Source organism: Mesorhizobium sp. Arg314, assembly GCF_053714275.1.
In genome coordinates this window covers 122,039-146,212 of record NZ_JBSKBP010000012.1, presented here as the reverse complement: position 1 = coordinate 146,212, position 24,174 = coordinate 122,039, and the positions used below count along the sequence as shown (strand labels likewise).

Below are 24,174 nucleotides of genomic sequence, written 5' to 3'. Positions count from 1 at the left end.
ATACAATGTGCACGCAGCCTGATGACAAAAGTCAATACACTGTCGCGATGGGCGGTGGGTTCAGCATGATTATGTGGCATGGTTCCGCCTCGGTGAAAGACCGATGTGACGCACAGGAGGCCAAGCTAGAGCCACCAATTGGCTCGCGACTATCGCTTGCAGCTAGGCTGCGGCTTTGGATGCGCCCCGTCTCTGAGCAGTTGACGCTTGTCCGACAGAGGAGCCTCGCAATTTTTCGCGGGTCTTAGCATAGGCGCCCACCGATGGTGGCGTGGAGTGCCGGATCGGTCATGGCTTGATTGTCGGGCGGCCGTTTGCCTCCACTGCCGGCTCTCGCGATGCCACATGCGCTCAAATGACGCGCGCAGGGCGGTCTCTTCTTGCGGGCGGCTATCCTAATTAGCGCAATAGATGGGCCCTTTTCGGCAACTTCAGGCGCGCAAGCAAACTTGTTCCGCTCGCACTCCCAAGGCGCCTGCAATTTCCCGGCCCACATGCCGACTTTGGCCTTTGTCGGAACATTGCGCACCAAAAGCCGAAGTCCTGATTCCGGCCAGCAAAAATTCCTGGCCCGGTTGTGCCCCGCGAGGTGGTGTAGCTCGGCGATGATGATGCCGCTCGCGATCGCGGCTCTGACAGCTCGCAGGCTCCGGTCAATTCTGCCAGCGTCAACGTGCTTGCCGTTCGAGCATCTCGAGGCGTCGCCCATCTTGCTACGTGGGTGACAACGCGTGGGGTTTTTAGCTGACCGCTCACTAGGCCGCGAATGCACCGAGGAAGCCAGACGATCGGTGAAAACGAACCGCCGACGCGCGGTTTTCCTGCCGGTTCACGCGGCCGTGATGTGAATGACGCGGCAGTTGCGCCCATAGCATTATAAGATGCGCTGTATGTTTGAACAAAAATTAAACATTATGTACATATTATTAAGCCAAAAATGCATGAACGTTACTGATTTTATCCAATCCTAACTTGAATAATATTGACGAACAGCCATTATGGCCGTTTGCAAGGGGAAGGGATGATGATGCGCAGCGGTGTACCAAAGCAACCTACGCAAAATACGGTTTCCAACGGTCCTGCGGGCGAAAGTTTGCTTCAACTGATCACCGCCAGCGAGCTCACTTTTGCTATGGAAGGACATGACGGTCTCTCGGCTGCGATCGTGGAGCGCGCGGGCTTCAAGGTGCTTTGGGCGTCGGGCCTGTCGATCGCATCAACTCTCGGCTATCGCGATGCGAACGAAGCCTCCTGGTCCGAGGTTGTCGATGTTGTGGAGCGTATGGCAGACGCTGTGCAGATTCCGATCCTTGTCGACGGCGACAGCGGATTTGGAAATTTCAACAATGCCCGCCTCATGGCCAGCAAACTACGCCGATATGGGGCGAGCGGCGTTTGCATCGAGGACAAGACGTTTCCAAAGATGAATTCGTTCGTGGGGGAACGACACGCCCTCGCCGAAACTGCCGAGTTTTGTGGGCGGCTCAAGGCGATCAAGGACCGAATTCCGGATCCGGAATTCGTGCTGGTAGCGCGTGTCGAGGCGCTAATCGCCGGCCGTGCAATGGATGAGGCGCTGGCGCGCGCCTATGCCTACGCCGAGGCGGGCGCTGATGCCATCCTCATCCATTCCCGCAAGTCCAATGCGGAGGAGATCTTCGCCTTCAGTCGCGCCTGGCAGAACCGGCTTCCAGTCGTCATTGTACCCACGACATATTACCGCACGCCGGTCTCCGCGTATCGCGCCGCAGGGATCTCCATGGTGATCTGGGCCAACCACAACTTGCGCGCAGCGATCACTGCCATGCGCCGCATTTGCGATCGGCTCGTTCGGGAAGAAACAGTCGCCGGTATAGAGAGTGAGGTGGCAACGCTGGGCGAATTGTTTGAGTTGCTCAAATACGAGGAACTGGCTGCGGCCGAAGAGAGATATCTACCACAGAAGGTTTTCTGACGAGCGAAACAAGACGAGGAGGCGCAATATCCTTGCAATACGGACAAGCTTGTTCCGTGCATCGGGCACGGCCGCGCCAGCGGCAAGGGCACTGCCGACTCTGGGCGACGACATCATTGATCTGACCGCTGGTGAAGTCTGGAGTGACCTCGCACCAACCATTCGCGATGGAGCGTTCAAGGCCCATCAACGAGAGTATCAATAGCTAGGTGGTCCGCCAGCCAGTACCGAATTCGTGCGGGTAAACGGCGCATACAACGTTCCGTTTCCGGCGTGACGGCTCGGCCGCAGCGAGCCCGGACGCCATTATCCGGACGGGACGATCGAGAGCCCTCCGATATGATGCGGAGCTCTGCGACCACGTCCCCGGCGACGTTCGCCGGGGTCCTCACCGCAACCGGCTCCGACGCTGCGCTCGATCTGGGCTTCACGTCTCCGCCGGTTGCTCAACCCCGCTCCCCGTAACTGAAACGGTCGAGATTCTAACGCCGCTAGATGACGGTTGAGTGGCAGGTAACCAGTATCCGAAGTCGCCATACGACGTTTGACCCGCGCAGCCGGACACTTGTTGCAGATCCGCCAGAAGGGCGCCTGTCCGGATGACGCGAATGGCCTGAATGTAAGGGCTGTTGTGTTTGAAAAAGCACACCGGCGACGGCCTGGGTTTACTTGGCCGTAGCCTTTCGCTTCGTTCGAGTTGGCATAGGCTTGCGTCCGAGCCCGCTAGATTTCGCAAGCTCCGACCGCGAAGCCGAATAGTTCGGGGCAACCATGGGGTAGTCTGGCCTCAATCCCCACTTTTCGCGGTACTCATCGGGAGCAAGCCCATAGTGAACTGCAATGTGACGCTTCAAGGATTTGAATTTCTTTCCGTCCTCGAGGCAAATTATGTAGTCGGGAAACACTGACCTCTTGGGGTTGACTGCTGGAGCCTGGGCCGGCTTCTCGGGTTCAGTTGGCTGACCAATTCGCGAGAGTGACGAGTTCACGCTGGCAATCAGGCCCGGCAGAGACGCTACGGGCACAGGGTTCTTACTGACGTAAGCCGAAACGATATCGGCGGTTAGCTCGATCAGATTGACAGTCTCGTCGTACAACGTTTCCTCCCTCTTAAGGTGCTGTCTTCCTAGATCGCCCAATCGGCACAATCAAGGATGAATCTGCACTTCATTACTGAAAATCTGCGCTGACCGGGCGCACGCCTGGCGTCAATGCGGCAGCGAAGTCGATATGTCGCGTCACCGTGCTGAAGGCCGAGGGTCAGAGATGAAGGTGGGAACGCCAACGGAAGCGGCCAATTTTTTGAGTGCCGACAGCCGAACGGGCAAGTGGCCTGTCGTTACCGTGCGACCACAGGAGAACGCAGTCGCCGAGCGATTAGGCGAAAACCCGTTCTCTTTATTCTAGCAGGCTGTTGAAGAAGTCAGGCGCGCTCGCAGACGAAGCCTGAATCGTCGGCATTGTGGATGTAGAAGTGGCCGACGAGGCGACCCGCGGTGCCGATCATCGCCCATCCGCGACCACAAGCGGGATCGCTTTCGTCGTGACCCTCCCACGAGAATTCCGCGCCGGCCGAGCCGTCTCGCGCGCCGTAGCGGACATCAAGGAAGCCTTTGAGGGCGCCGAAGGCGATCTCGCCGTCCGCCGCGCCTTTGAACGTCAGATGCGCCTCTTCGACGAGATCGAGGAAATCGTTGTCCCAGACATCCATTTCGACGATACGCCAGCGACCGGCAAAGGCCTTGGCGATGGCTGGAACCTTGGCCATGTCAGCTGGTCCCAGCGATGAGCTTCGGCAGCCGCACCAGATTGTAGGCGGCGGCAGCGAAGGTGAAGCCCCATCCGACGCGGTCCCGGCCGCGGAACTTGGTTTGGCGCTGACCGGCAACCGTCTTGATCCAGCCGAACGCCTCTTCAATGCGCTTGCGAATACGCTGACTGACAGCATAGCCGCCATGCCGGGTGGTGCGCCCGTCGATGGCCGAACTACGGCCGTTCGTGTTCTGCGCTACATGCGGCGTCACCTTCATTGAGCGCAACTCGTTGATGAAGTCCTCAGCATCATAGGCCTTGTCGGCGCCGAGCGTGATCGCCTGCGGCCGGTCGGCGCAGGGTTCGATCATATGCAGTGCGGCCACTCGCTCGGCATGCCCGTCGGCCAGCGTCAGGCAGGCATCGACCAGCAGGCCATGGCGGTTCTCCATCAGCCCATGCCCCATGAAGCACAGCTTGGCCTCCTTGCCCCGCCCCTTGCGGTAGAGCCTGGCATCGGGGTCGGTGGTTGAAGCATGCGTATCGTTCGACCGCTTCTGGCCATGGAAGTCCGCTTCCGCATTGCGTCCTCCGCCGTCTGCCGGCGGCTCGCCATGACCACCGCTTGGGCCGTCCTTCGGCTTGATGCTCTTCATCGACGCCCAGGCCTCGATCAGCGTGCCGTCGACCGAGAAGTGATCCGTCGACAGAAGCTTCTTCACCTTGGGTTGCGCCAGCACCGCCGCCAGGAACTTTGCAGCGATGTCGCCCTCCAGCAGCCGGTCACGGTTCTTGGAGAACACCGAATGATCCCAGGCTGCGTCGTCCACGCCGATGCCGACAAACCAGCGGAACAGGAGGTCGTATTCCAGCCGCTCCATCAAAAGCCGCTCCGAGCGGATCGAATAGAACGCCTGCAGCAGCATCGCTCGCAGCAGCTTTTCCGGCGGGATCGAAGGCCGCCCGATCGGCGAATACAGCGCTGCGAAGTCACGCTCCAGCGCCGACAGGGCCTCGCTCACGATCAACCGGATCGCCCGCAACGGATGATTGCGCCGCACCCGTGCCTCAAGGTCAACATAGCTGAACAGTTCGCCTGTCTGTTCGTCTCCGCCTCGCATGCATCGTCTCCGAATCCCTTCGGAGACAATGAATCACGGTCAGCAGCCCGCGGCGAGCGCCTTTTTCAACAGCCTGCTAGATCTTGAGCCACCTGGAATATAGGGGGCTCGGGCAAAAAGCTTATTCTGGCAAAGTTAGTCCAGGAAACGCTGCGTTTCGGCGAGGACCGCGAGGAATGGCGCCCTGCCCGCCAAAGAGGAGTACACGAGCAGGGCGTGCCGCACGAAAGGCCGGGTGGGCAGGCACAGCATATCGGCGGCGGAAACTGAATAGGCAACCTTCCTGACGACAACCTGACGTCAAAGCGTCCGTTGCGTAAAAAATACTGCCCCGCGGCCGGGCCTGATAGCCGCCGCGTAAGGAATTGGGGTGGCTTGGCCCACGGTCTCGATCGGCTAACTGCCCCTGACGGCGCACCCGAGGTTGATCGGGCGCCTGTCACGCGGGGATCGATCCCCGCGTGACAACAGGAGCCGGAAGATGTCTCTCGCAAAAGCCAACGCCTTCGCCTTCAGCCCCGCATCCAGCCTGATGGTTAGCATCGTCATCTTCCGCGCTGATGACGGCACCCTCGCGGTGATGCCGGCGGACGAGTCCGACGGGAGCGCCTCTGAGATCGTCGGTGAAACTGACCCGCGCGCCCCATAAGCCCGCGTGGGGCCCCGCCGACGAACGCTCGCTTCAAGAAGGCCCCGAGTTCGCCATCGAGCTCCACTACAACACATCTGGTATTTAAGAAACGATTGATGTATTGTGTTCCAAGTTGTCCTGTCCGCTGGGGAACTACAATTATCGTATGGAAGCATCCAGAAATCTGCGCCGACTAACGGTGTGGAGAATGTGCTCTAGGTTTTCTTGAATTTGCCTATGTATCTGGACCGGAGGGGCAAGTGATGACCGTCGCCGATTCGCAGAGACTGCGAAATATAGCACAGCAAATTGCGGATGCAAGTTCGCCGGAGGTGCTTGCAAATATAAATCAAATACAGAAGGAGGGTCAGCAAACCCAATGGGTGGCTGAGGCTACCAAAGCTATAAACGCGCGATTTGGCGGTATCTCTCAGACAATGCGCCAACCTGTCGAGGAAGGGGTAGAGCCGGCTGGCGAAGCATTGCCAACCGGCGGACCTCCCGGAGCCGGTGGGCCGGCCGGGCCCGGCGGACCGCCACCTTTGGGCGCAGGCGGACCGGCCCAGCCTCCTCCACCGGTTACCAACGACGAGACGATCGTGTTCGCCGTGGGCACGCCGGTTTTTCTGGTCCAGAACAGCGCTATCGATATCAACAGCGCTCGCGCCGAAGCGACCGCCTGGCGAGAGATCCTGTCGGCAAAGGCGGCCCTGCTCAATCGCAGCATGGCCTCGATCGGCCGTGTCGACGTGAGCAACTTCGATAATCCGTTCGTCGGTACGGCCTGGGTGATCGACGATAGCCTTGTGGTGACGAATCGGCACGTAGCCAGCCTTTTTGCGCAAACCAGCGGGGCAGGGTTCACCTTCAAGCTGGGCTTTGACGCGCGCACGCCGATCGGCGCCAATATCGACTTCCTTCAGGAATACGGCAACGCGGCTACCGACCCCGTGGCGGTCGAGAGAGTCGTCTGGATTGCACCTGACGGTCTGCCTGACATCGCCTTCCTGAAGCTCGCGCAAAGCCAGTCGGCCGCCGGCCGAGTGACATTGCAGCTCGCCAACGACCTGCCTCCCGCGAAGTTGCCGGTAGCTGTGGTCGGATATCCGGCGAGCGACGTCCGGTTCTCGGACCAGCAACTCGCCAACAAGATTTTCGGGGGCATCTACGACAAGAAGCGGGTGGCGGTGGGCAACCTGCTCGGCATTGGCGACGATAACATTACTCATTCTTGCGCCACTTTGGGCGGCAACTCTGGGTCACCACTCATCGACATTGGCACCGGGCAGGTAGTGGCGCTGCATTATCGCGGAGTTGAATTCGTCGAGAATGACGCAATCCCAATCGAACAGCTAAAACGGTGCCTTGCGCGTGCTCGCGGGTTGCTGGAAAACACTGGAGGAACGACAATGGCCGACAATAGCGGCGGGGGCGGCAATCAAAACTCCGGGCGAAGCGGGATCACGTTCACCGTGCCGCTGAAGATTACCGTCGAAATCGACGGTTCAGCGATGCCGATGTTCACCGCGGCGCCGACTGGTGGCCTGGGACCGGCTCCTTCCTTCGGGTGGAGCCAGGGCAGCGCGCAGCAGGCGCGTACCGGCTCAGGCCCCAACACTTCGGCTCCGCCACCGGGGAGCCCTCCTCCCGACAAGGAAATGACGCTCGCTGCCGTACGCGCCGCCCGCGCCCTTCTTGCAAACCGCGAAGACGTGGTCGCCGTCAAACCAGGCTACAGGTTCGAAAACGGCGCCATCACCGATCAGCGGGCGGTTGTGATAGCGGTAAAGCGCAAGGTTGACCTCGGCGCGCTCGAGTCGCGAGGCGTCATGCCGCTGCCCTCCTACGTCAACGGGGTACGCACCGACATTACGGTTGCCTCGACCGCTGATCTCATGGGACTTAGTCTCGACGAGGAAGCGCCCGCGACCTGGCACACGAATTACAAGAAGCGGCCCGACCTGCCGCTGTCAAGGCGCACCACATCGACGACGTTCACCTTGCACACAGGGCCGGACGCAAGCTGGCCGGTCCTGGGGCCGTTCCTTGCAGAAACCACGAAGTCGCTGGTCGTTGCGATGTACGATTTCGGAGCCGTCAACGTGCTCAACGGCGTGTTGGACGCTGTCAAAAATAAAGCCGAAACAATCTCGCTTGTCCTGCAGATGGGCGGCAAGGTTCATGCGGGCGATTTCACCGACTACGAAGCGGTCGACAAGATACGTGAGGAGAAGGGAAGCAAGTTCAGCTTCGCGCCGGCGAGCGTGGGCAAGGGCGGTATTTTCGATTCCGCCTACCACATCAAGGTTGCCGTTCGCGACCGCTCGGCGATGTGGCTGTCGAGTGGCAATTGGCAAAGTTCGAACCAGCCCGATGTCGCGCCCCTTACCAACCAGGCGGACGCGAACGCGCTCAGACTATATAACCGCGAGTGGCACGTGGTGCTTGAGGACAAGGATCTGAGCGAACTCTTCGAAGCCCATATCCTGCGCGACCTGGAGGAGGCGAAGGCTGCACCCGAGACAGTGTCTGGTGAGCCACTGGTGTGGGTGCCCGCTGATCTGGCGGCCGATGAAGCCATAGCCAAACCGCGCTACTTCCAGCCGGTTACAGACGCTCGTGCCATAGACGTGCAGCCGGTCCTTACGCCCGACAATTATATCGATACGGTGCTGCCATTCATCCAGTCCGCGAAAAGCACGATCTATTTTCAAAACCAAAGCTTCAACACCAAGACTGTCGGTGACGATTACCGAAAGCTCCTCGATGCCCTCCTGGCGCAGCAAAGGGCCGGCCGTGAAGTTCGGATTATCTTCCGTTCGTTCGGGCCAGATGATCGCGATACGATCAGCAATGCCAAAGACTACGGTTTCGACACCGCGAAAATCCGCAAACAAAATAATTGTCATACCAAAGGTATCATTATCGACGGCGAAGCGGTGTTGATTGGAAGCCACAACTGGACCACCGCGGGAACGGGCTTTAACCGAGACGCCAGCCTGATCTTCTATGACCGTGACATTGCGAAGTTCTACCAGGACGTCTTTCTCTATGACTGGGACCGGATCGGCCCGACGAAGATTGACGAGTCGCTGCCGATGCCGATCATCGTGACTGCTGCCAATGACACGACACCGCATCCCGGTTACGTCGCAGTTCCGCTTTCTCAAATCCTGGGACGTTGATTGGGGAGGCCGGTATGCGATCGCTGACAGCTTTGGCAATGCTGGTCACGGTCATTGTGGCTGGCGCGTTGTGGTTATGGCACGAGAATTCTGGCATCCGATATGCGCGCGACCGGGCCAAGCTCGAGTGGCAGGCAGCAAAGCTCGCAGAACGTGTTGAGGCGGTGGGAGCTGTTCCCGACAAATGGTCGGCCGGCTTCTTCCTATCGAATAAATCCTTGTCTGTCCTCACAAGCGCCCTGAAGGGCACCACGGTTCTGTCCCGGAAGGACGACGTCACGATCACCTTCGACGATCTGACGATTCGATCGCAATCGACCTTCGTAGAGGTTGCGGTTGCCTTATCCGCGTCTTCGCCGGGCCGCAATGTCACGTTGAAAGCCCAAGCTGTCGCTGAACTCGTCTTTGCGGGAACAAAGCAGACTGATCCGCAGACCGCTTCACTCCAATTCCGGCTTATTCCAATCGAAATTGTACCGAAGATTGGATGGTACGGATTAGATTGGAGGGCTGGCAAGTTCGCTTCCGATCTCATCTCGAGCAACCTGCTTGCGAGCATGATCGACAGCACACCGATAAGGCTGCCCATCCAGGATAGTATTTCAGTTGATCTTGGCGACGAGCGTTCCGGAACGATCTCCATCAACAAGGATCTTGGATCCACGCTCACCTACTCGCTCACCATCCCGAGCATCAAACTCGTTGGCTCGCTCCCAGCAATGTTGCCTTTATTCCTCAAGAACGGGTTGTGGCTCCTGACCTCAGAAACACCGGTCGCCGGTAGTGATGCGCTGCGGGAGCCGGATGGCATTTCAGAAGAAGATCTGGCGCGTCAGACGAGCGAAATTCGGGCAAGGATCGACACTGTTTCAACGCCCGCAAGTGATGCAGCCGTGTGGATCAGTTCACAGCTCTTACTTTCCGCGCTCGATCGCGTCATCACGCTTCCGCCGGCCGAGCGTCGCCTGTCCTTCAGATCAACGAAGATCGAAGGAAAAATCGCAAAAAAGGATTGGAGCGATGACATTCTCGGAAAGGGCGGCGTTTTCGCCGAGTTCGTCGACGACAATTCGCTGACGGGTGGGGCTTTCTTAGCCGGGCTTGTTCCGAGTTGGGAGCCAGGAAAGGGTATACATATCGAGACGAGCATCGACGTCGATGCCGACGCAAAGGTCCATGTCCACGTCGATCCGCTAATTGGAGGGGGTGTCGGCACCACAATGGGGTTGGTGGGTAAGGCTTCGGCGAATCTGAGTGCCGGCCTCACCTTTACCGTCGACAACGTTGATAACACGCACGTGCTTGTCGCGCGGCCTGTGGGAAGCTGCGGATCCGTAAAGATTGACCTGAGGACCGATGGCACCCCCAAGACGGATTTCGGCTGGACGAAGGTTCCGAGCGTCGGAATTGTCCGCGAGCAGCCTGTCGATCTTGGGATCATAGCGCCCATCCCGATTTTCGACGACTTGCCGCGCACAATCGATAGCCGCGACAAGGATGGCAGGCCTTTAACCGTTGCCACGAAGGATCGAGTGCTTACGGTCGAACCCGCCTGGCGCTACCTGAACGCCACTATCGAAATCACCAAGGCAGTCGCTACCACCGGAGGCTGGTTACTGACAGCCAATTCGTCCCTTGCCCAAGCTCCCACACCGATGGACACGGTCGACCTGGCAAAACAGCGATCGAAAATCAAGGATGCCGTCTCAAAACCCGGGAAGAGCACATGCACGGGTGAGGGATCAACAGCGGTGACTCTGGGCAATCTCGAGTTTGGCCCCAACAATGAGCTTGTGAAATTCCTTGTCGCTATCGGCAAATTCACTCAACAAATGGCTGATAGGATCGGCCACGAGGTAAGCACGCAGAAGCTTAAGGAGTGGGTCGCCGACCCTTCCGGCTCGTTTGAACGCAGCGATCCGGGCAAAATCGCAAAGGGCGCTGGTGACTTATGCGCTCACAATCCCTGCCCGAAAATCGAGCTTCCGAAAATCGAGTTGCCGAAAATCCCACCGCCAAAGATTAGCTTGCCCAAGTTCTAGCACTCTGACGCCAGCACCGGATCAGCGGATCAACTTCTGGCGGGGAGGGGCGCGGATCTGATCCAATGGAGGCTGGTTCGCTATGATTCGCGTAAGGTCGATATCTGATCCCCGAGAGCACGCCCTTCGTTTTCAGATGGGTCCTTCTGAACGCTAGCCGCCTTCGGGCCTATCGGAGCGAAAACAGGTCGGCCTCGAAGTAGTGCCCCTGGTGCAGCCGGCTCTTGGCCGGGCTGTCGTAGACGACAAGCAGCCGTGGCTCCGCCCGGTCGGGAGCGCGAAAGAGAGCAATTCCTTCGGCATGGTCGGTGCGAAAGCCCCAGGGAATATCGAAGAGGACCTCCAGAGTATTTCCGTCCACACGCTGATCGCTTGTCATCTTAAGCGCGTTGCGCCAGCGGAACAGCCGGATCGGTCCGTCCAGATCCATGGTCGGTCCGGCCAGCACCAGCAAATCATCATTCAATACGCAAAGGTCGCGCATGCCGAGGCCATCCAGGTTGATCAGGTGGCGGAGGTAGCGACGACCTTTCTGGGTGAGTGGCTGCGGTTCAAGCAGGCCCTTCTGCGTCTGCTCGAGGCTGAGCTGCAGGATGACCGCCCAGCCGCGCAGGACCGGTCCGCGCAGCCCAAGAAAGACCATGTCGGCATCGACCGCCAGGCCCTCAATATCCAGCCCATTCTCCTTGGCGGGGATCGCGAGGAACGGGCCGATAAGCACATCGTTGGCCAGCATCTCGCCGAGCCGACTGCCGCCTGCGTCGAACGGCAAGGCTTGGCCGCTGCCCGGCACCAGGTCAACGATGCCATTCGCATCGATATTGAACCCTACGCTACCGAGCAGAAATCGGTTGGGTTGCCGGTTGATGTTGCGAAGCGCGTGCGCGGTCTCCCGTCCATCGTCGCCGATTTTCGGCACCTCGCGCCGCAGGCTGTGCGAGCCGGTGAACCAAAGCCGCTTTCCAGTTCGGTCCACGCCCAGTCCTTCAAGGTCCACCTCGCCGTCCGAACCACCCGGTAGGTCGAAGAAGTCGCTCAGCGCATAGGCCATGTGATCGTCGTAATTCGCGTGATCGGCCGTTGACAGCCGATCGAGATACGAACCCTCGTCAGAGCCTAACCACAGCGTCGAGCCAATCTGCTCAACCGCTGAAAGGTTGCGAGGGCCCTTGGCGTGCCTGTCCTCGTCGAAGTGAAGCCGCAGATGTCCCGCCGGTTGGGCAATAGATCCATCCTGTGGCAAAGCCGCCTCCCTTCAGGTCAAACCCCGTGTGACTCAGGCAACCTTGATCCAGCCGCGCCGAGCGCCCCCGGATGCTGGGTAGGTGACGCCGTCTACCTTGAGACCCTGGCCATCGAGAAGCGTCAGACTCCCGCCGCCCTTGCGGAAAAAGCTGGCAGGCACCTGTACGTCCAGCGTCGCACCGGTCGCTAGACTGCCGTCCAGTGCCAGCCTGTCCTGCTTGGACGTGGCGACTGACCACTCGGAAAGGTCGACAACGCCGCTGCTGGTGTTGAGCAGCATCACGGCCGTGCCTTGCCCGCCGCCTTGTTTCAACCGCACGGCAACAATCTCGGCTGCTGCCGCAGCTTGCTGTTGATCGGGCAAGCGGCGATGCTGGTCATCAAACTGATCGGCCTCGGCGCCGGTGCTGCCCGCAATTGGCATTCCGGTCCTGTCATCCGTGTGCCAGGACTGGCTCTGGAATGCGAGGAAAATCGCCACCCAGCGGTCCGAGCTGGGAAACCACATCAGAACCCCGCCGTCTTGCCACACACCGTTGTCGCCGGCGTGGCCGCCCGCAACCGGGTTGCCCTGGTTCATGTGAATGTCGTGCACGCCTTGGTTGGGCTTGAACTTGAACGTCTTGTCCGGCTTGTTCTCAGGACCCCAGGGCTGGCCGAAGGAAAAGATCACTGCGTCCTGCTCGGACTTCGCGCGCTGAACATGAGCATCCAGAACCGTATTCAGATCATTACCATCGGAAGAATCCGGGGGCAGCAGGCGCATATCGGAGGGATCAAAAAGGTTGCCGCGAATGTAATCGAGTGCCCCGCTTTCGGGGCCGACCGGCAGCGCGCTGAAACCGTCCGGGAGCTTCTTCACAGTCTCGAGTGTGGGATGTCGAAAGTCCTCATCGACCTTGTACAGAACGATAGCCTTGTCGGGGCCGCCGGAAGTATCCGTCGATTGGATATTGACGGCGATCCGCCAGGGCGTGCCGTTCGACATGACCATGATCTGATAGTGCGGCGATGACTGGTTGTGCTCTTCGGCGGTGGCAACTACCTTCCCCCGCAAGACGCCGTATTTGCGCTTGGCCATCTACTTGTCTCCCCCCAAGAATTTATTGATGCTGGCAATAAGCAGCAATAGAATGAGTGGCCCACTCTTTGCCAGTCCTGTTTCCTTTTTTGATGATGTCGAAGTGATCACGTTACTGAGAGCTGCCTTGCCGCTCTGGCGGTTGAGATGCGCGGCGGCTATCACAAAACGATGCTGTGAAGTTGACGAAGTCGAAATTGCCCGGCGTGCGCAGGCTTTTCAAGCCCGATCTGTCAAATCTGTCCGCCGGCGCGACTGCCGCTCTCAATCAGGATGCCTCAGCCGACAAAGTCGCGGCTCCCCCAGCGCCCCCTTGCAGGTACAAGGCTGCTCCAACCTAACCACCTTCGAAAATATCCAGCCGTTGAGCTCCTTGTCGAACGGAAAGGGCAAGAAATCGAGATGCCTGTCTTGCCACGACTGGAACAGGTGACGCGTTCGACGAGGCGACCAGCGCCCTCGATCCCGAGATGATGGGCGACGTGCTGGAGGTGATGAAGGAGCTCGCGCGCGAGGGCATGACCATGATCGCCGTCACCCATGAAATGAGCTTCGCCCGCGAGGTCGCCGATCGCGTGGTGATGATGGACGAAGGCCGGATCATCGAAGACACCGACCCGATCCAGTTCTTCACGGCACCAGCTTTCGATCGCAGCAAGCCTTACTCGCGCGCATGCTTCGATAGATCCCCAGGGGTTGCGAGCGGTTTTGATCCGGAGCAGTCTTCGGGTACAGCCTGAGGCGACGACGGAAGTCCTGAAGTCCTGGCTATGCGCGGTTGGAACGCTCCCCTGGCGATGCGATCGCCCCGACACCGAAAGCCAGGGCCGCGCCCGCGGAGGCTGCAAGATGAGCGGTAACGAAGATGACCGCAGGGATCCTCGCCGGCGGCAGGCCCTGCAGAAGCAGCAGCGCACAGGCTGAGGCGCAACCGGCGAGCGATCCTGCTGCCAGAACCGCCGGCCAGACCGAGGCGAACGACCGCGAAACCAGAACGACCGGACCTCGCGGTCCCGCGAGACGATCCTCCTTCCGCACCGTCTCGCCCAGCCTCGTAAACCAGAGGACCAGGCCGATCGCCAGCAGGGAGGGCAGCATCAAAAGGAGCACCACGACATTGCCGTGGTCTGCCGCCAGCCCGTAGAGCAGACACAGGATGACAGCCAATGCCACGTAGATAGAAGTCCACAAGCCCCTCCTTGCCCGGGATGTCTCCGCCCAGACGAACGGCCTCAAGGCAGGATCGAACGCCACCAGCGCCCAGGCAGGCATCAAAAGGCCAATCCCCATGGGTGCCACCTGAAAGAAGGGCGCCTGCTGGCCATCGAGCGCGGTGCCTTTAGGGAACCAGATTCCTGGCAGGACGGCGACGAAGACTTGAATGACTGTTCCAACCAGAAGACCGGCTAGCGCCGCGATCGCGCTGCGCGCATAAAGCTCAGCGGCGCTCTTGGTCGAGGCGCCGGGCAGCGCAAATGTCGGGACGACGAACAAGAGCGCCACTGCCGCGACATAAATCGCATAAGCCCACACCGGGCCTGCGGCTTGCGGATCGCTTATTTCCTTGAGGATGGAGAATGCTCCCGCGATGACCGTGGTCGCGGTCGTCGCCACGAGATGGTCGTTGGCTTCGGAATCGCGTTTTGACAGCAAGGCCTTCGCGGCGACAACGACAAGCAATCCGATACCGATGGTAAGCAGCCCTGCCTGCGCCTCCGATGTCGCATTTGGCCTGGCACCGGGGGACAGGAAATTGAAGGCGCGCACGATGGTCTTGCCCAGCACGAAGGCCTGCGACCCGAACAGCGCGCCTATGACCGGAAGCGCTATCGTGCCGGCGCGCGCCCGCGCGCCAGCAGCCAAATGCAAACCGGCTCGGTTGGTTTGCCGGTCACCATCGCTGGCTTCTGTTTCGTGCGTCATGATTCAAACCTCGCCGGTCGACAAATCCGAAAGGAGGAGGACCTTTCAATGTCCCTTCAAGATGGCTGCGATAAGCGCCTTGAACAGCTTGAGGGCAGCCGAGCCGTCGACGACGGCCGACACTTCGATCTGCGCGGCAAGGTGCCCCTCTTTCTCGACAAACTGCGCCGGCGAAGCCTTGGGCTCAATGCCTTCGATGGATGGGACTGCCTGGCGCAGGTCGTCCGGGTTGATCGCGCGCTGAAGCGCTTTGCCGGCCTCGGCGTTGATGTCGATCCCCGCCAGGGAGAGCACGCCGTTGGTGATGGATGCATACTGGCCGCCAAGCTTGATATCGGGCCGTCCGAACTGCAGCGCTATTGAATTTGCCTGCGGGACGACCAGGGTCGCTGGCAATGTCGCTTCAAACGGCTGCGAGCCTATGGTCGTCTTTGTGGGGTCTCCCGGTCCCATGTCGACGACGACGGGGACCTTCGTCTTCACGCCGAAGCCAATATCCTTCACCTGCATATCGAGCTTGGTTTTGTGGACCGGATTCTCGACGCAGGCCCAAAGGACTATCGATCCCGTCAGTTCCAGCACGGCCTGGCCAAACTGGTATCCGAGAGTTGACCGGTCAAGCGACACCACCGGATTGGTTGCGCTGAAGGATCGGCAATTGTCCCTGGGAAGGGGCAGGGCGGCCAGGATGGGTCCGATCTTTGCCGCAATGTCATTCAAATCGGCAACGACCGTTGCGTCGATCCTGGTCTCCACTGAGGTTTTGGTCTGGCTCACCGCCACCGTGTAGGGAACGCTGACATCAACCCCTTCGATTTTCTCGACCCGCAAAAAGGGTCCAAGCGTCAGGGGCTGCTGAAGACCTTGCGCCTCCGCTCCCAGCGCGAGGGTTGAGAAGAGCAGGACCTTGACCATCCGGCGCATGGAACGAACCCTTTGGTTGATCGGAAAAAATTGTCTGGCGATCTGCGCGATCAACAATGCGTTACGTGTTGAAGGCGGCAAACAGACTCGACTCTGAATATTAACAGTTGTACCATTAGCGACAAATAATGCTAGAGGGGGTAAACGAAGTTGAAGGATCGCGCAGGAGACTATCCTTGGGGGACAGGTTCCCGAGTATAGATGGTTTGATTGCCGCGCTGAATGGGTCAATTAGGCGCCGTGATTTCGTACGTATCGCAAATATTTGTCGATAATGTTCAGTAATTGCCGGATTTCACCCCCGTAATTTGGTATTTACGGGGCGGCGGATGGTTTTGGCTCACGCCAAGTCGGCATTTTGCTTAAAGACCGTTTTGAAAATCGGCCGGCGGGGGTTCCGTGTGAGGCTGGGTTATGATTCAAGCTGTGGATGTGGACAGAGCAGAGCGTGGCCGGATGGCCCAGATCGCCAAGAAGACCAAGCGCTAGGAAAATAGTGCACCATTAAAACTCGGGATGAAACACTTTAGTGCGCTGGGGAGCACGGCTGCGGGAAATTCTGCGCCTGGTTGCGACCTCAGCGCCGGGCTCCCGCCCGCTTATCAGGCCAGGCAAAGGTGAAACCGCTACCCTTGCTCGGCCAGGCCAGCCCGAAGCCATTGTCAAAGGCGAGCGCCCGGTCGTCGGCGTTCGTCACCTGGTTCTCAACGACGATCAGCTGCTTGCCGGTCCAGCGCTGGTGCTGCCTGTAGTCGAGGAGTTGTCCGATTGCCGCTCGGATCGCTAACCTCAGGGTCGTCGGTCGGTCGGCTTGATCTCAACCATCACCTCCTCGCCCCTGTCATCAATATAGCGCAGGTCGTCGCAAAAGGTCGGAGGGAAGACGACGCCCGGATAGAGACCTGTCAGGCACCGTTCGAATTTCCGCTGCAGCTTGCTATGACGCGGATTGATGACTGCTTCATACGCGCTGACATAGCGCGAATAGGCGCTGGAAGCGGCTTCGCCGGCTCGCCTCTTGTTTCGTTCGACCGCCGGCTTGCGTCCATTCGGTTTTGACCGTTCCTCAAGAAGCTCCTTGATGGCGCGGACGAAACTTTGCGCCTTCCTGTTCTTTGAGTCCTCCGCGTACCACCAACTGACCTGGCCGCTCCAGCCGGGGCCCCGCTCCAGAGTCTTGCCTCGCTGATCGGGCGGCAGCAGCCGGACATCCTCGGTCCTTGCCTTGACGCGGAAGCTGATGATCTCATCGACCATGTGCCGGGTCGACGGATGTTGGCCGTTGAACCTTTGCCGGTCACGGTAGATGCGCGCGTTGCGGTACCAGCCCACCACGCAGCGCGGATCGCGGCCCTCGACGGGGGCCGTCCAGACAATATCCACGCCGTCAAGGAATTCGTCGTTGGGGCCGGCCCCCAGACGCTCGATATTGACCAGCCGGTCCTCTTCGCCCTTTATGGTTTCGAAGTGGCCATAGACGTAGCCATCTTCGCAGGCAAGGAAGTTCAGTTCCTCCCCGCAATAGCCCTCGGTCTCCGGGAAACGTCCCCCGCCCCTGGGCGGATCCTCGGGATCTCTCCCCGCATAATGCTCCATCCATGCGATGTTGCAAAAGAGCAATGGCATTCTTCGATCGCCTTAAGACATGTCCAGCCTGTTGCGCGGGCTGCCGACAACCCCGGCATCGGGCGGCGTCGCACATCTTCCTTGTCTGTTTCGTGATTGCGGCTGGCGCACGCCGTGCGCCGCGTCGCCACGGCGGTTGCTCTTTGCGAAGCCGTTTGGATGCCCGCGGCGTGCCCGCGGCGAACCCGTCACGGATTGTCGAGCACGGTCCCCAACGCCTCCTAGTCAATGAACCCGGTATTTCCCTTAGTCGAATTCATGCCACGGTGGAAGAGATGACTTAGGCAAGGGAAGCAAGTTTCGGGCGTGAACAGGTGTCCTTTCTTTCGAATGGAAGTGCGGCCTGTGCCCAATGCTGACACGAGGCGTAAAAATACAGAGGTCGGAAATTCGCATTGACCGCAACGCATTTTCTTTGGACGGAACTCACCCAGTCACTTTAGGCAAGCGCGGGAACCAAAACCAACGATAGAATAGACCTGGCAAATTTCAGCGGATGAGCCTCTCTTTTGTCCCAAGCCGTTCTGGCCTGCTGGATATCACTGGCAGATCGCAGTAATATTTCTGGCGGGTTTCCCGTGAGACTGGAGAGGGGGCATGACGAGATTATTCAAAGGTCACGGTTGGCAACTGATACAGGTCACCCGGCGAAGTGCTGGCGTCATCCTGCGCAGAAGGTGGGTTCTCCTGTTGATCGTGAGTGGTGCCGGGTTTGTCACTGGCGCCGCGGCGACGACCTTTGCGGAGCTTCTTTCGCTGATCGTCAACCGTCTGGGCAACGAGCGTTCATCCGTCAGTCCTTTGAGCAGCGATATGCTTTGGGGCTCGTTCGAACACCTCCCTCAGACGGCCTCGCCGGTCGCAAAGTACCTTTGGCAATCCGGCGTGGCGGGGAACGTGGTCGGCGCCTTGCTCACGTGCTTCGTACTCGCTTTAGTCATAGCCTTCGTTGCCGCGGTCAGCGGCCGGGCACGCGCTGTGATCAGCTCGGAGATCTATCGCCAGCTGCGCGCCGATGCTTTTGCACGATGTTTCGACCGGGCCGGCGCGGTCGACATCGCGTTGGCAAATGACAGACCTGACTACGCGACTGGCAACGTCACTTTGGCTTCATCCATCAACCGCGGGGCCGACTCGGTCAGCAACACCTACACGTACCTTCTCACTTGTGCCCAGCAGTTGCTCGCGCTGGTATCGGCCATTGCCACCAGTGGTGCAAAGGTTGTGGTGATTACCATAGCCTGCGTCTGCATCATTGCGGTTCAGGTTATCGTATCGCAAATGCTTGCACGCAAACTCAAGAAAAGCCGCAGGTCGCTCGACACTTCCGTCAACGAGCTTCAGTCCCGCACCACCGAATTGCTCAACGCACGCGAGGTCCTCCTGGCCTTCGACAAGGCGGACCGTTACAAGGCCGTCCTGCAGGATTTGGTCGGCTCGGTCGCCCTGTTGCAGGCGAACACCGACGGCGTCGAGAGCCGGTACGCCGCCATTCAGGATCTCATCAACAAATGGGGCCAACTCCTTCTCCTCGGACTGATCATTGCCCTGGCGATCAACCTTCCGCAGTTCATAACAACCCCGGATGATAGGGGTACTCCCCTTGTTCCAGTCATTTTCGCAATAACGTTTTATGGAACGCTGCTGGCGCCGGCGCGCGAACTGATCAGTGGCTATGACGCGATCCGACGTAGCGAGGCGGTGGTAGCCTCGTTCGTTGCTGTTCTCGGAGTCAAGGAAGGTTCCGCTGACGATGGCAGATCGGACGGGTGGATAGTGGGATGTCCCATCATCCTCGACCAGGTCAAATACACGCCCCCTGGCTCTGCCAAGGCAGTTTTGCACGATTTCAATCTGACCATTCCAGCAAATTCCACCACGCTCATCCTTGGCCCTTCGGGCTGCGGAAAAACCACGCTTGGCAGGCTTTGCCTCGGCTTTCTGAAAGCCGACAGCGGCATTGTGAACATTGGCGGATCCCCGTTGCCCGACTGGTCTTCCCGCTACCTTCTCCGGGCCATGAGCTACGCCCCGCAGCTCGATCAGATCCTCGACGGCACGATCGAGGAAAACCTTCGGCTTGCGTCTGAGGCAGTCGAATTCTCGGACGCCGAGCTGGAACGTGTACTCGACATGGTAAATCTGAAGCCGGGAGGGACCGGGCGGCTAAGGTGGGATGCCAAGAACCTCTCCGGAGGCGAGACCCAGCGGCTTTCAGCAGCACGTATCCTATTGGACCAGGCGGAAATCCTCGTCCTGGATGAGCCAATGGCAGGCGTTGACGTATTCACGATGTCGGATATCGCACCGGCGATCGAAAAGCACTGGCAGGCGACCAGGCAGACCGTGCTCCTCATCAGCCACAAGCTGGTCTTCGCCGGAATTGCTTCGCATATCGTCGTGTTGGGCCCGAACGGCGTAGTCGAACAAGGCAGTCCCGCAGACCTTCTTGCGCAAAAAGGAGTCTACGCCCGGCTTCAGGCCGAGGCCATGCGGCAGGCGGGTGGCTGAGGATTGGCCGCTTGTCGCCGATCGGTGCGCAATGCACTACTGGAGAAAAACGGCGCCGCCTTTTGGCTGCCTATCGCAGGTGAGGTCGTGTGGATTGTTGGTCGAAAGCACCTCTAGAAAGTCGTTCCAGTTTTTGTTGTGGATGGGATCTTCTTTGGCCCACTCGAGCACCGTGTTGGCGTCGTCAGGGTGATCAAACTCGCGACTGCTCTTGCTATGCAATGCGAGAACGAGTTCCTGCACGTCGGCCGCGTACAGCGTCCGTGCAGCCTGGTCGGGAAAAGTGAAGGTCAATGACCCCGGAAGCAGCCAGTGGGTGCCAATTCCGTCGCGCAGGACTTTCGGCATGGGAATCTCATGGACAGTGGCGACCGAACCATGGTCGCAGTACGTGTCCTTTATGTCGGAAAACACCTCTCCTTCCATTCCTAGGCCGAGTTGTCCGCCCGCCCCGAGCACCGAATTGAAGCCGAAGCTCTCCTCGTAGGCTCCCGCTGATGCCGTCACGTCGGCGATCACGATACGAAGCGGGGCCAGACGTGAAGATTTCGTCAGATGCTTCACCGCATCCCGAATAAACAGATAGAGAGTCATTGCACCGCGGTTTTCGACGGCGCCGCCATCGGTAACCCAATAGCGCTGCCCGCCATAGCGCTGTCCCTCGGGCACCACATCGATAGCGGCGTCAGAGAACACCGGCGGAAAATTCGCGCTTAGCGCGGCTGCACGTGCGATTGAGATGTTTTCATCATCGAGGGGAACGATCTTCATTACGGATGATGGGTCAGCCCCCCCTTGCTTTGGCGCCAGGAGGTTCGTCAGCACCAACCGCCCGCCGGCCACGCCGCCGTCGAGCACGCTGCCGCATTTGGAAATGAGTTCCGGCAGTGGAAGATTTGTGGCGTTGCAGGATTTTGCGTCGAACGAGCCTAGCAACGACGTATTCAGCATCAAGCCAAAATGGGGGGCTCCCATTGCTGCTGCACCCATCTTGCAGACAAAAGACTCCGCCAGAATGTTGCCCAACCGGCTCCTTGCCGGCATCCAGCCGGAAACTTGCTCATTTTGCTGAGGGCTTTCATCGCACGCCGCGGGTTGCCAGCTTCGCCTTCCAAAAGTTGTCCTCAAATCGCTCGCCCGATCCAGGACATCCTCGATGAAAGGGCTTGCCATGACGTCAGAGAACTTTCCCCAAGATACTTCATCAAGTGAGCCGGGCCGCCGTAATTCGCCCTCATGCAAGGCGAAATAAGCCAGAGCGGCGCTGCCGCCCGATACGCCGCTGACGAGAACCACGTTGCATATCTTGCCCTGTTCTGCGATGCCGCGTAGCACCGATGCAGTGTATATCGCAGCACGTGTGCCGCCGCCTGAGGCCACCACCGCGATCCTGGCATCGTTCGGGCCTAGCGGTGGGCAAACGCCCGTCGCCGGGCTGTCAGACAGCAGGAAACTTGCGGGATTGAGATTCCTTGCCGTAGTCAGGTGGATTTCGAGCTCCGCCGGCTGCGCCGCGTAGAAAAAGGACAGCAGTGATGGCCCCGCTATCAGCAGGAACGCAAGCGCGCTGGTAATCACCGGAAAGACCCGGGCCGAGCGTTGGAAGTCGCGCACGCTCGGTAGCGGATCGGAGACCAGCGACTTTGTTTGCGGCATCTGCTCGATCTGTCTGCGAAAAATTTCGAGCAGTTCGGAAGGGGTCTGGAATTGCAAGGCAATCCCCCGGGCCTCGTATCCCTCCTTGTACTCGCCCTGAATTTTTAGTCGCCCGGCTCCGTGAAGCGCAATGATACGGTCTTCCTCTTTGATCGGACTGAGGTTCGGCCTCCCGTCATAGCGATACCTCACCTCAAACGGCGGGTCGGAGCATTCGCTGCCGCCAAGCAGGCAAATGACCCTGCGCGCCGCAAATTGATCGCACCAGAATGCGTAGTACCAAGCCCCCACATACGACAGCGCGAGATAGGCCATGATCTTGGTGTTGCCGTAGCCACCGCTACCGGCATTGAACAGGTATGTGACGTAATGAACGTCTGCCAAACGCGCCAGGGCAACGACAATGACGAGCAGGCTGATGGCGAGTTGTGGCCCGACGAAAAAGAGACGACCGATGGTTTTGAGAACCTCCATCAATCTCTCGAAGAGCATGCCAAGGAAGAGTGCCGACCACACCAGGAAGCCGACGATGACAAATACCGACCACAGAAAACGGTCGGGCACGAACAGCACGAGCAGCGATCCGGGCAAAAGAAGCTCAACCGGGTAACGGACCGGCACGATGAGCCACGCCGAAACCAGCGCGGCCGTGGGGCTGGTGCCTATGAAGTCATACCGATCCGTTGGCGGAAACAACTCGACCTTGGGAAGCGCCCGGGAGAGGTCGTTTCTTCCGACAACGCTGAACAACCGCGCGGCCACCCACCTTGCTGCAGCAAGCGCGACGACTACGATGATGGTGATCACGATGCCGACATGCAGGCGCAGGGCCCCCGAATGCTCATTGTAGGTTTCGGGCGGGCCAGAACGAGCAGTGGCGTGACGAGGATCACGAGGATCGCGAGTTGCCCGGCAAGCAGATTTCTCTGGACCCATGGTTGAAACCACGCGGCGATATGCAACGCTAGAAGCAGCAGGAGTCCAAGGGCTAGCAGCGCGACTGTGGCGGGCACGAACCGAATTGTGGGGCCAAGGGCCATGGCCGCGATCAACATGGCCGACAGGACCGGCACAAACCACGCGTACCCATCTGGCGCGACGCAGGTCCAGTACCACGCCCGGCCTCTGGGCAGCGGCTGGTTTACAAAGGCGTCAAACCTCCGCCACCAGCGAACGAAGCGCCTCGCATTCGTCCCCAGCCAATTGTAGAGACCGGTTTGTTCGTTCCGAGGGCCGGGATGATCCATGGCGGGAATTCCTGACGTCAACCATGGTGTCGAGCGACCTGCCCCGTCATCAGAATCAGCGCAGCGCGGAAGCTCGAACGCCATCGTTGGATTGGTGTGCCAGAGGCCAATGGTTAAGCCTGCAAAAGAAACATGTCAATTACTGTCGGAGCCTGTTGAAATTTATACTTGAGTTGGAGCAAGATTGCTTGTTCTGGGCTTGCAGCAAACCTCGCAAGTTCTGGACACTTGCGTCCAGCGATGAGCAAGTCATACGAAGCGAGGGTGCCATGGCCACGCAGGGGCAGTATGATTTTTTCAGACTCCTTTACGATCAAGAGAACTCGCGCGAAGGCACTCTCAATCAGCACTCGGGCAGGCTGTTGTCTTTGATCACGTTCTATTCCGCGTTTATCATTTACATCGCCGATAGATCAGGAAACCTGCCTTGGGTCACCAAGGTCGTGCTTGCCGCTGCGATAGGCAGCATGCTCTGCGGGTTCCTGATGATTGTCTGGGGAGGTCGCGTCGCCAATTTTGAGGCGCTGAACAGCCCTGACGACGTCATCGGGCAGTTTCCGGAACATGAGGGCATGACCGACGAGCGGTTCTTTGATTTGCGGATTGCGGATTTTTCCGTAGCCACGGAGCGCAACAGCAAGGTCAATGATCGCCGTGCTGACGCCCTGTTGTGGGCTTCCTATTGTCTGGCGACCGGCATCGCGCTTCACGCAGCGTATTTCTTTCTGAGGATTTGGTAAGGAGCTCGTCATGGCGAAAAAAGACCAGGCTGATCCGAAGAAGCAGGCGCCCAAGCCAAAGGCCGCAGGAGTTGCCGGCTCTGGCGCGAGTTTGAAATCCGAAAAGGATGCCCGCGCGCAGAAGCAGCATGTAAAGAAGTAGCTGCGAGGCTTGGCGCCGTTTTCGCGCGCCGCAAGTGAAATTTCCAATGCCCGCAGGCCGATGGCCTACGAGGGCTTTCGTGGTGCGCGCCGGTCGGTTCAAGCCTCGGTGGTATTTGGCGGCCGGCGATCCGAACGGTCCTGTCGTGATGACGGCTGGCGGCATGATCGTATCGGCCTGCTGCGGTAGGGTTTTTCTCTCTCTTGGCTCCACAGGAGGGATTTTGCCATGGAATTGGTCAAAAACTTGAAATTATGGCTTCAGAATTTTTCTAGGATTAAAAGAATTAAGCCATAGATTGATTTTTTAACGATCGGCAACCATATTGCAGCTATGAATGAGTTTCTATCCTTGAAAACAATGCTGCAAACCGAAAGTGAAGGCCAAGCTGAAT

General features: G+C 59.1%; 16 protein-coding genes and 1 pseudogene. 8 read left to right on the top strand and 9 right to left on the bottom strand.

The annotated features are described in order from the left end of the window. Positions 1–1,027: 1,027 nt before the first annotated feature. The gene (gene aepX, locus ACWGS9_RS15505) at positions 1,028–1,954 is read left to right on the top strand and encodes a phosphoenolpyruvate mutase (RefSeq protein ID WP_454506119.1); all 927 of its coding nucleotides are present in this window, start codon (positions 1,028–1,030) and stop codon (positions 1,952–1,954) included. A gap of 665 nt (positions 1,955–2,619) precedes the next feature. On the opposite strand, the gene ACWGS9_RS15500 is transcribed toward aepX, so the two are convergent. The 3 genes from ACWGS9_RS15500 to ACWGS9_RS15490 form a co-directional block, all read right to left on the bottom strand. Further along, positions 2,620–3,051: a Ros/MucR family transcriptional regulator gene (locus tag ACWGS9_RS15500; RefSeq protein WP_454506075.1), complete on the bottom strand. Its 432-nt coding sequence runs from the start codon at positions 3,049–3,051 to the stop codon at positions 2,620–2,622. A gap of 326 nt (positions 3,052–3,377) precedes the next feature. Beyond that, complete coding sequence (locus tag ACWGS9_RS15495) at positions 3,378–3,722, bottom strand: hypothetical protein (protein ID WP_454506074.1); 345 nt, start codon at positions 3,720–3,722, stop codon at positions 3,378–3,380. A 1-nt stretch (position 3,723) separates the two neighbouring features. Then, positions 3,724–4,827 carry an IS5 family transposase gene (locus ACWGS9_RS15490; RefSeq protein WP_454506073.1) on the bottom strand — a complete coding sequence of 368 codons (1,104 nt, stop codon included), beginning with the start codon at positions 4,825–4,827 and terminating at the stop codon, positions 3,724–3,726. 481 nt (positions 4,828–5,308) lie between these two features. Between ACWGS9_RS15490 and ACWGS9_RS15485 the strand changes: the two genes are divergently transcribed. The 3 genes from ACWGS9_RS15485 (at position 5,309) to ACWGS9_RS15475 (ending at position 10,685) form a co-directional block, all read left to right on the top strand. After that, the gene (locus ACWGS9_RS15485; RefSeq protein ID WP_454506072.1) at positions 5,309–5,476 is read left to right on the top strand and encodes a hypothetical protein; all 168 of its coding nucleotides are present in this window, start codon (positions 5,309–5,311) and stop codon (positions 5,474–5,476) included. A gap of 581 nt (positions 5,477–6,057) precedes the next feature. Beyond that, entirely contained in the window at positions 6,058–8,643 is a 2,586-nt protein-coding gene (locus ACWGS9_RS15480; RefSeq protein ID WP_454506071.1) for a phospholipase D-like domain-containing protein, read from the top strand. A gap of 14 nt (positions 8,644–8,657) precedes the next feature. After that, positions 8,658–10,685, top strand: coding sequence for a hypothetical protein (locus tag ACWGS9_RS15475; RefSeq protein WP_454506070.1), 2,028 nt, complete (start codon positions 8,658–8,660; stop codon positions 10,683–10,685). A gap of 169 nt (positions 10,686–10,854) precedes the next feature. On the opposite strand, the gene ACWGS9_RS15470 is transcribed toward ACWGS9_RS15475, so the two are convergent. Both ACWGS9_RS15470 and ACWGS9_RS15465 read right to left on the bottom strand, forming a co-directional pair. After that, complete coding sequence (locus ACWGS9_RS15470; protein ID WP_454506069.1) at positions 10,855–11,928, bottom strand: DUF3616 domain-containing protein; 1,074 nt, start codon at positions 11,926–11,928, stop codon at positions 10,855–10,857. 33 nt (positions 11,929–11,961) lie between these two features. Beyond that, a complete protein-coding gene (locus ACWGS9_RS15465) occupies positions 11,962–13,011 on the bottom strand; it encodes a DUF2278 family protein (RefSeq protein WP_454506068.1) in 1,050 nt (349 codons plus the stop codon). A 437-nt stretch (positions 13,012–13,448) separates the two neighbouring features. Here ACWGS9_RS15465 and ACWGS9_RS15460 point away from each other — a divergent pair. After that, positions 13,449–13,751: pseudogene (locus ACWGS9_RS15460) on the top strand (hypothetical protein); the annotation flags it as partial. Positions 13,752–13,779: 28 nt separating this feature from the next. Here ACWGS9_RS15460 and ACWGS9_RS15455 read toward each other — a convergent pair. From ACWGS9_RS15455 to ACWGS9_RS15445, 3 genes are all read right to left on the bottom strand, one after another. Continuing rightward, positions 13,780–14,934 (bottom strand): hypothetical protein, encoded by a 1,155-nt coding sequence (locus ACWGS9_RS15455; protein ID WP_454506067.1) that lies wholly within the window; start codon positions 14,932–14,934, stop codon positions 13,780–13,782. Between the two features lie 45 nt (positions 14,935–14,979). Next, entirely contained in the window at positions 14,980–15,912 is a 933-nt protein-coding gene (locus ACWGS9_RS15450) for a hypothetical protein (protein WP_454506066.1), read from the bottom strand. A gap of 735 nt (positions 15,913–16,647) precedes the next feature. Continuing rightward, positions 16,648–17,454, bottom strand: a complete 807-nt coding sequence (locus tag ACWGS9_RS15445; RefSeq protein WP_454506065.1) for a hypothetical protein — start codon at positions 17,452–17,454, stop codon at positions 16,648–16,650. Positions 17,455–18,081: 627 nt separating this feature from the next. Here ACWGS9_RS15445 and ACWGS9_RS15440 point away from each other — a divergent pair. Next, on the top strand, positions 18,082–19,995 hold the full coding sequence (locus ACWGS9_RS15440) for an ATP-binding cassette domain-containing protein (protein WP_454506064.1): 1,914 nt from the start codon (positions 18,082–18,084) through the stop codon (positions 19,993–19,995). A 36-nt stretch (positions 19,996–20,031) separates the two neighbouring features. Here the strand turns inward: ACWGS9_RS15440 and ACWGS9_RS15435 are convergent, their stop codons facing one another. Further along, complete coding sequence (locus ACWGS9_RS15435) at positions 20,032–22,458, bottom strand: patatin-like phospholipase family protein (RefSeq protein WP_454506063.1); 2,427 nt, start codon at positions 22,456–22,458, stop codon at positions 20,032–20,034. Positions 22,459–23,167: 709 nt separating this feature from the next. Between ACWGS9_RS15435 and ACWGS9_RS15430 the strand changes: the two genes are divergently transcribed. Then, complete coding sequence (locus tag ACWGS9_RS15430; protein WP_454506062.1) at positions 23,168–23,638, top strand: hypothetical protein; 471 nt, start codon at positions 23,168–23,170, stop codon at positions 23,636–23,638. Between the two features lie 10 nt (positions 23,639–23,648). Further along, positions 23,649–23,780, top strand: a complete 132-nt coding sequence (locus tag ACWGS9_RS15425; protein ID WP_454506061.1) for a hypothetical protein — start codon at positions 23,649–23,651, stop codon at positions 23,778–23,780. Positions 23,781–24,174: the final 394 nt, after the last annotated feature.

Coding starts and splice junctions, on each gene's coding strand:
- aepX (WP_454506119.1), top strand. CDS start 1,028: ATGCGCAGCGGTGTACCAAAGCAACCTACGCAAAATACGGTTTCCAAC.
- ACWGS9_RS15495 (WP_454506074.1), bottom strand. CDS start 3,722: ATGGCCAAGGTTCCAGCCATCGCCAAGGCCTTTGCCGGTCGCTGGCGT.
- ACWGS9_RS15490 (WP_454506073.1), bottom strand. CDS start 4,827: ATGCGAGGCGGAGACGAACAGACAGGCGAACTGTTCAGCTATGTTGAC.
- ACWGS9_RS15485 (WP_454506072.1), top strand. CDS start 5,309: ATGTCTCTCGCAAAAGCCAACGCCTTCGCCTTCAGCCCCGCATCCAGC.
- ACWGS9_RS15475 (WP_454506070.1), top strand. CDS start 8,658: ATGCGATCGCTGACAGCTTTGGCAATGCTGGTCACGGTCATTGTGGCT.
- ACWGS9_RS15465 (WP_454506068.1), bottom strand. CDS start 13,011: ATGGCCAAGCGCAAATACGGCGTCTTGCGGGGGAAGGTAGTTGCCACC.
- ACWGS9_RS15455 (WP_454506067.1), bottom strand. CDS start 14,934: ATGACGCACGAAACAGAAGCCAGCGATGGTGACCGGCAAACCAACCGA.
- ACWGS9_RS15445 (WP_454506065.1), bottom strand. CDS start 17,454: ATGGAGCATTATGCGGGGAGAGATCCCGAGGATCCGCCCAGGGGCGGG.
- ACWGS9_RS15440 (WP_454506064.1), top strand. CDS start 18,082: ATGACGAGATTATTCAAAGGTCACGGTTGGCAACTGATACAGGTCACC.
- ACWGS9_RS15430 (WP_454506062.1), top strand. CDS start 23,168: ATGGCCACGCAGGGGCAGTATGATTTTTTCAGACTCCTTTACGATCAA.
- ACWGS9_RS15425 (WP_454506061.1), top strand. CDS start 23,649: ATGGCGAAAAAAGACCAGGCTGATCCGAAGAAGCAGGCGCCCAAGCCA.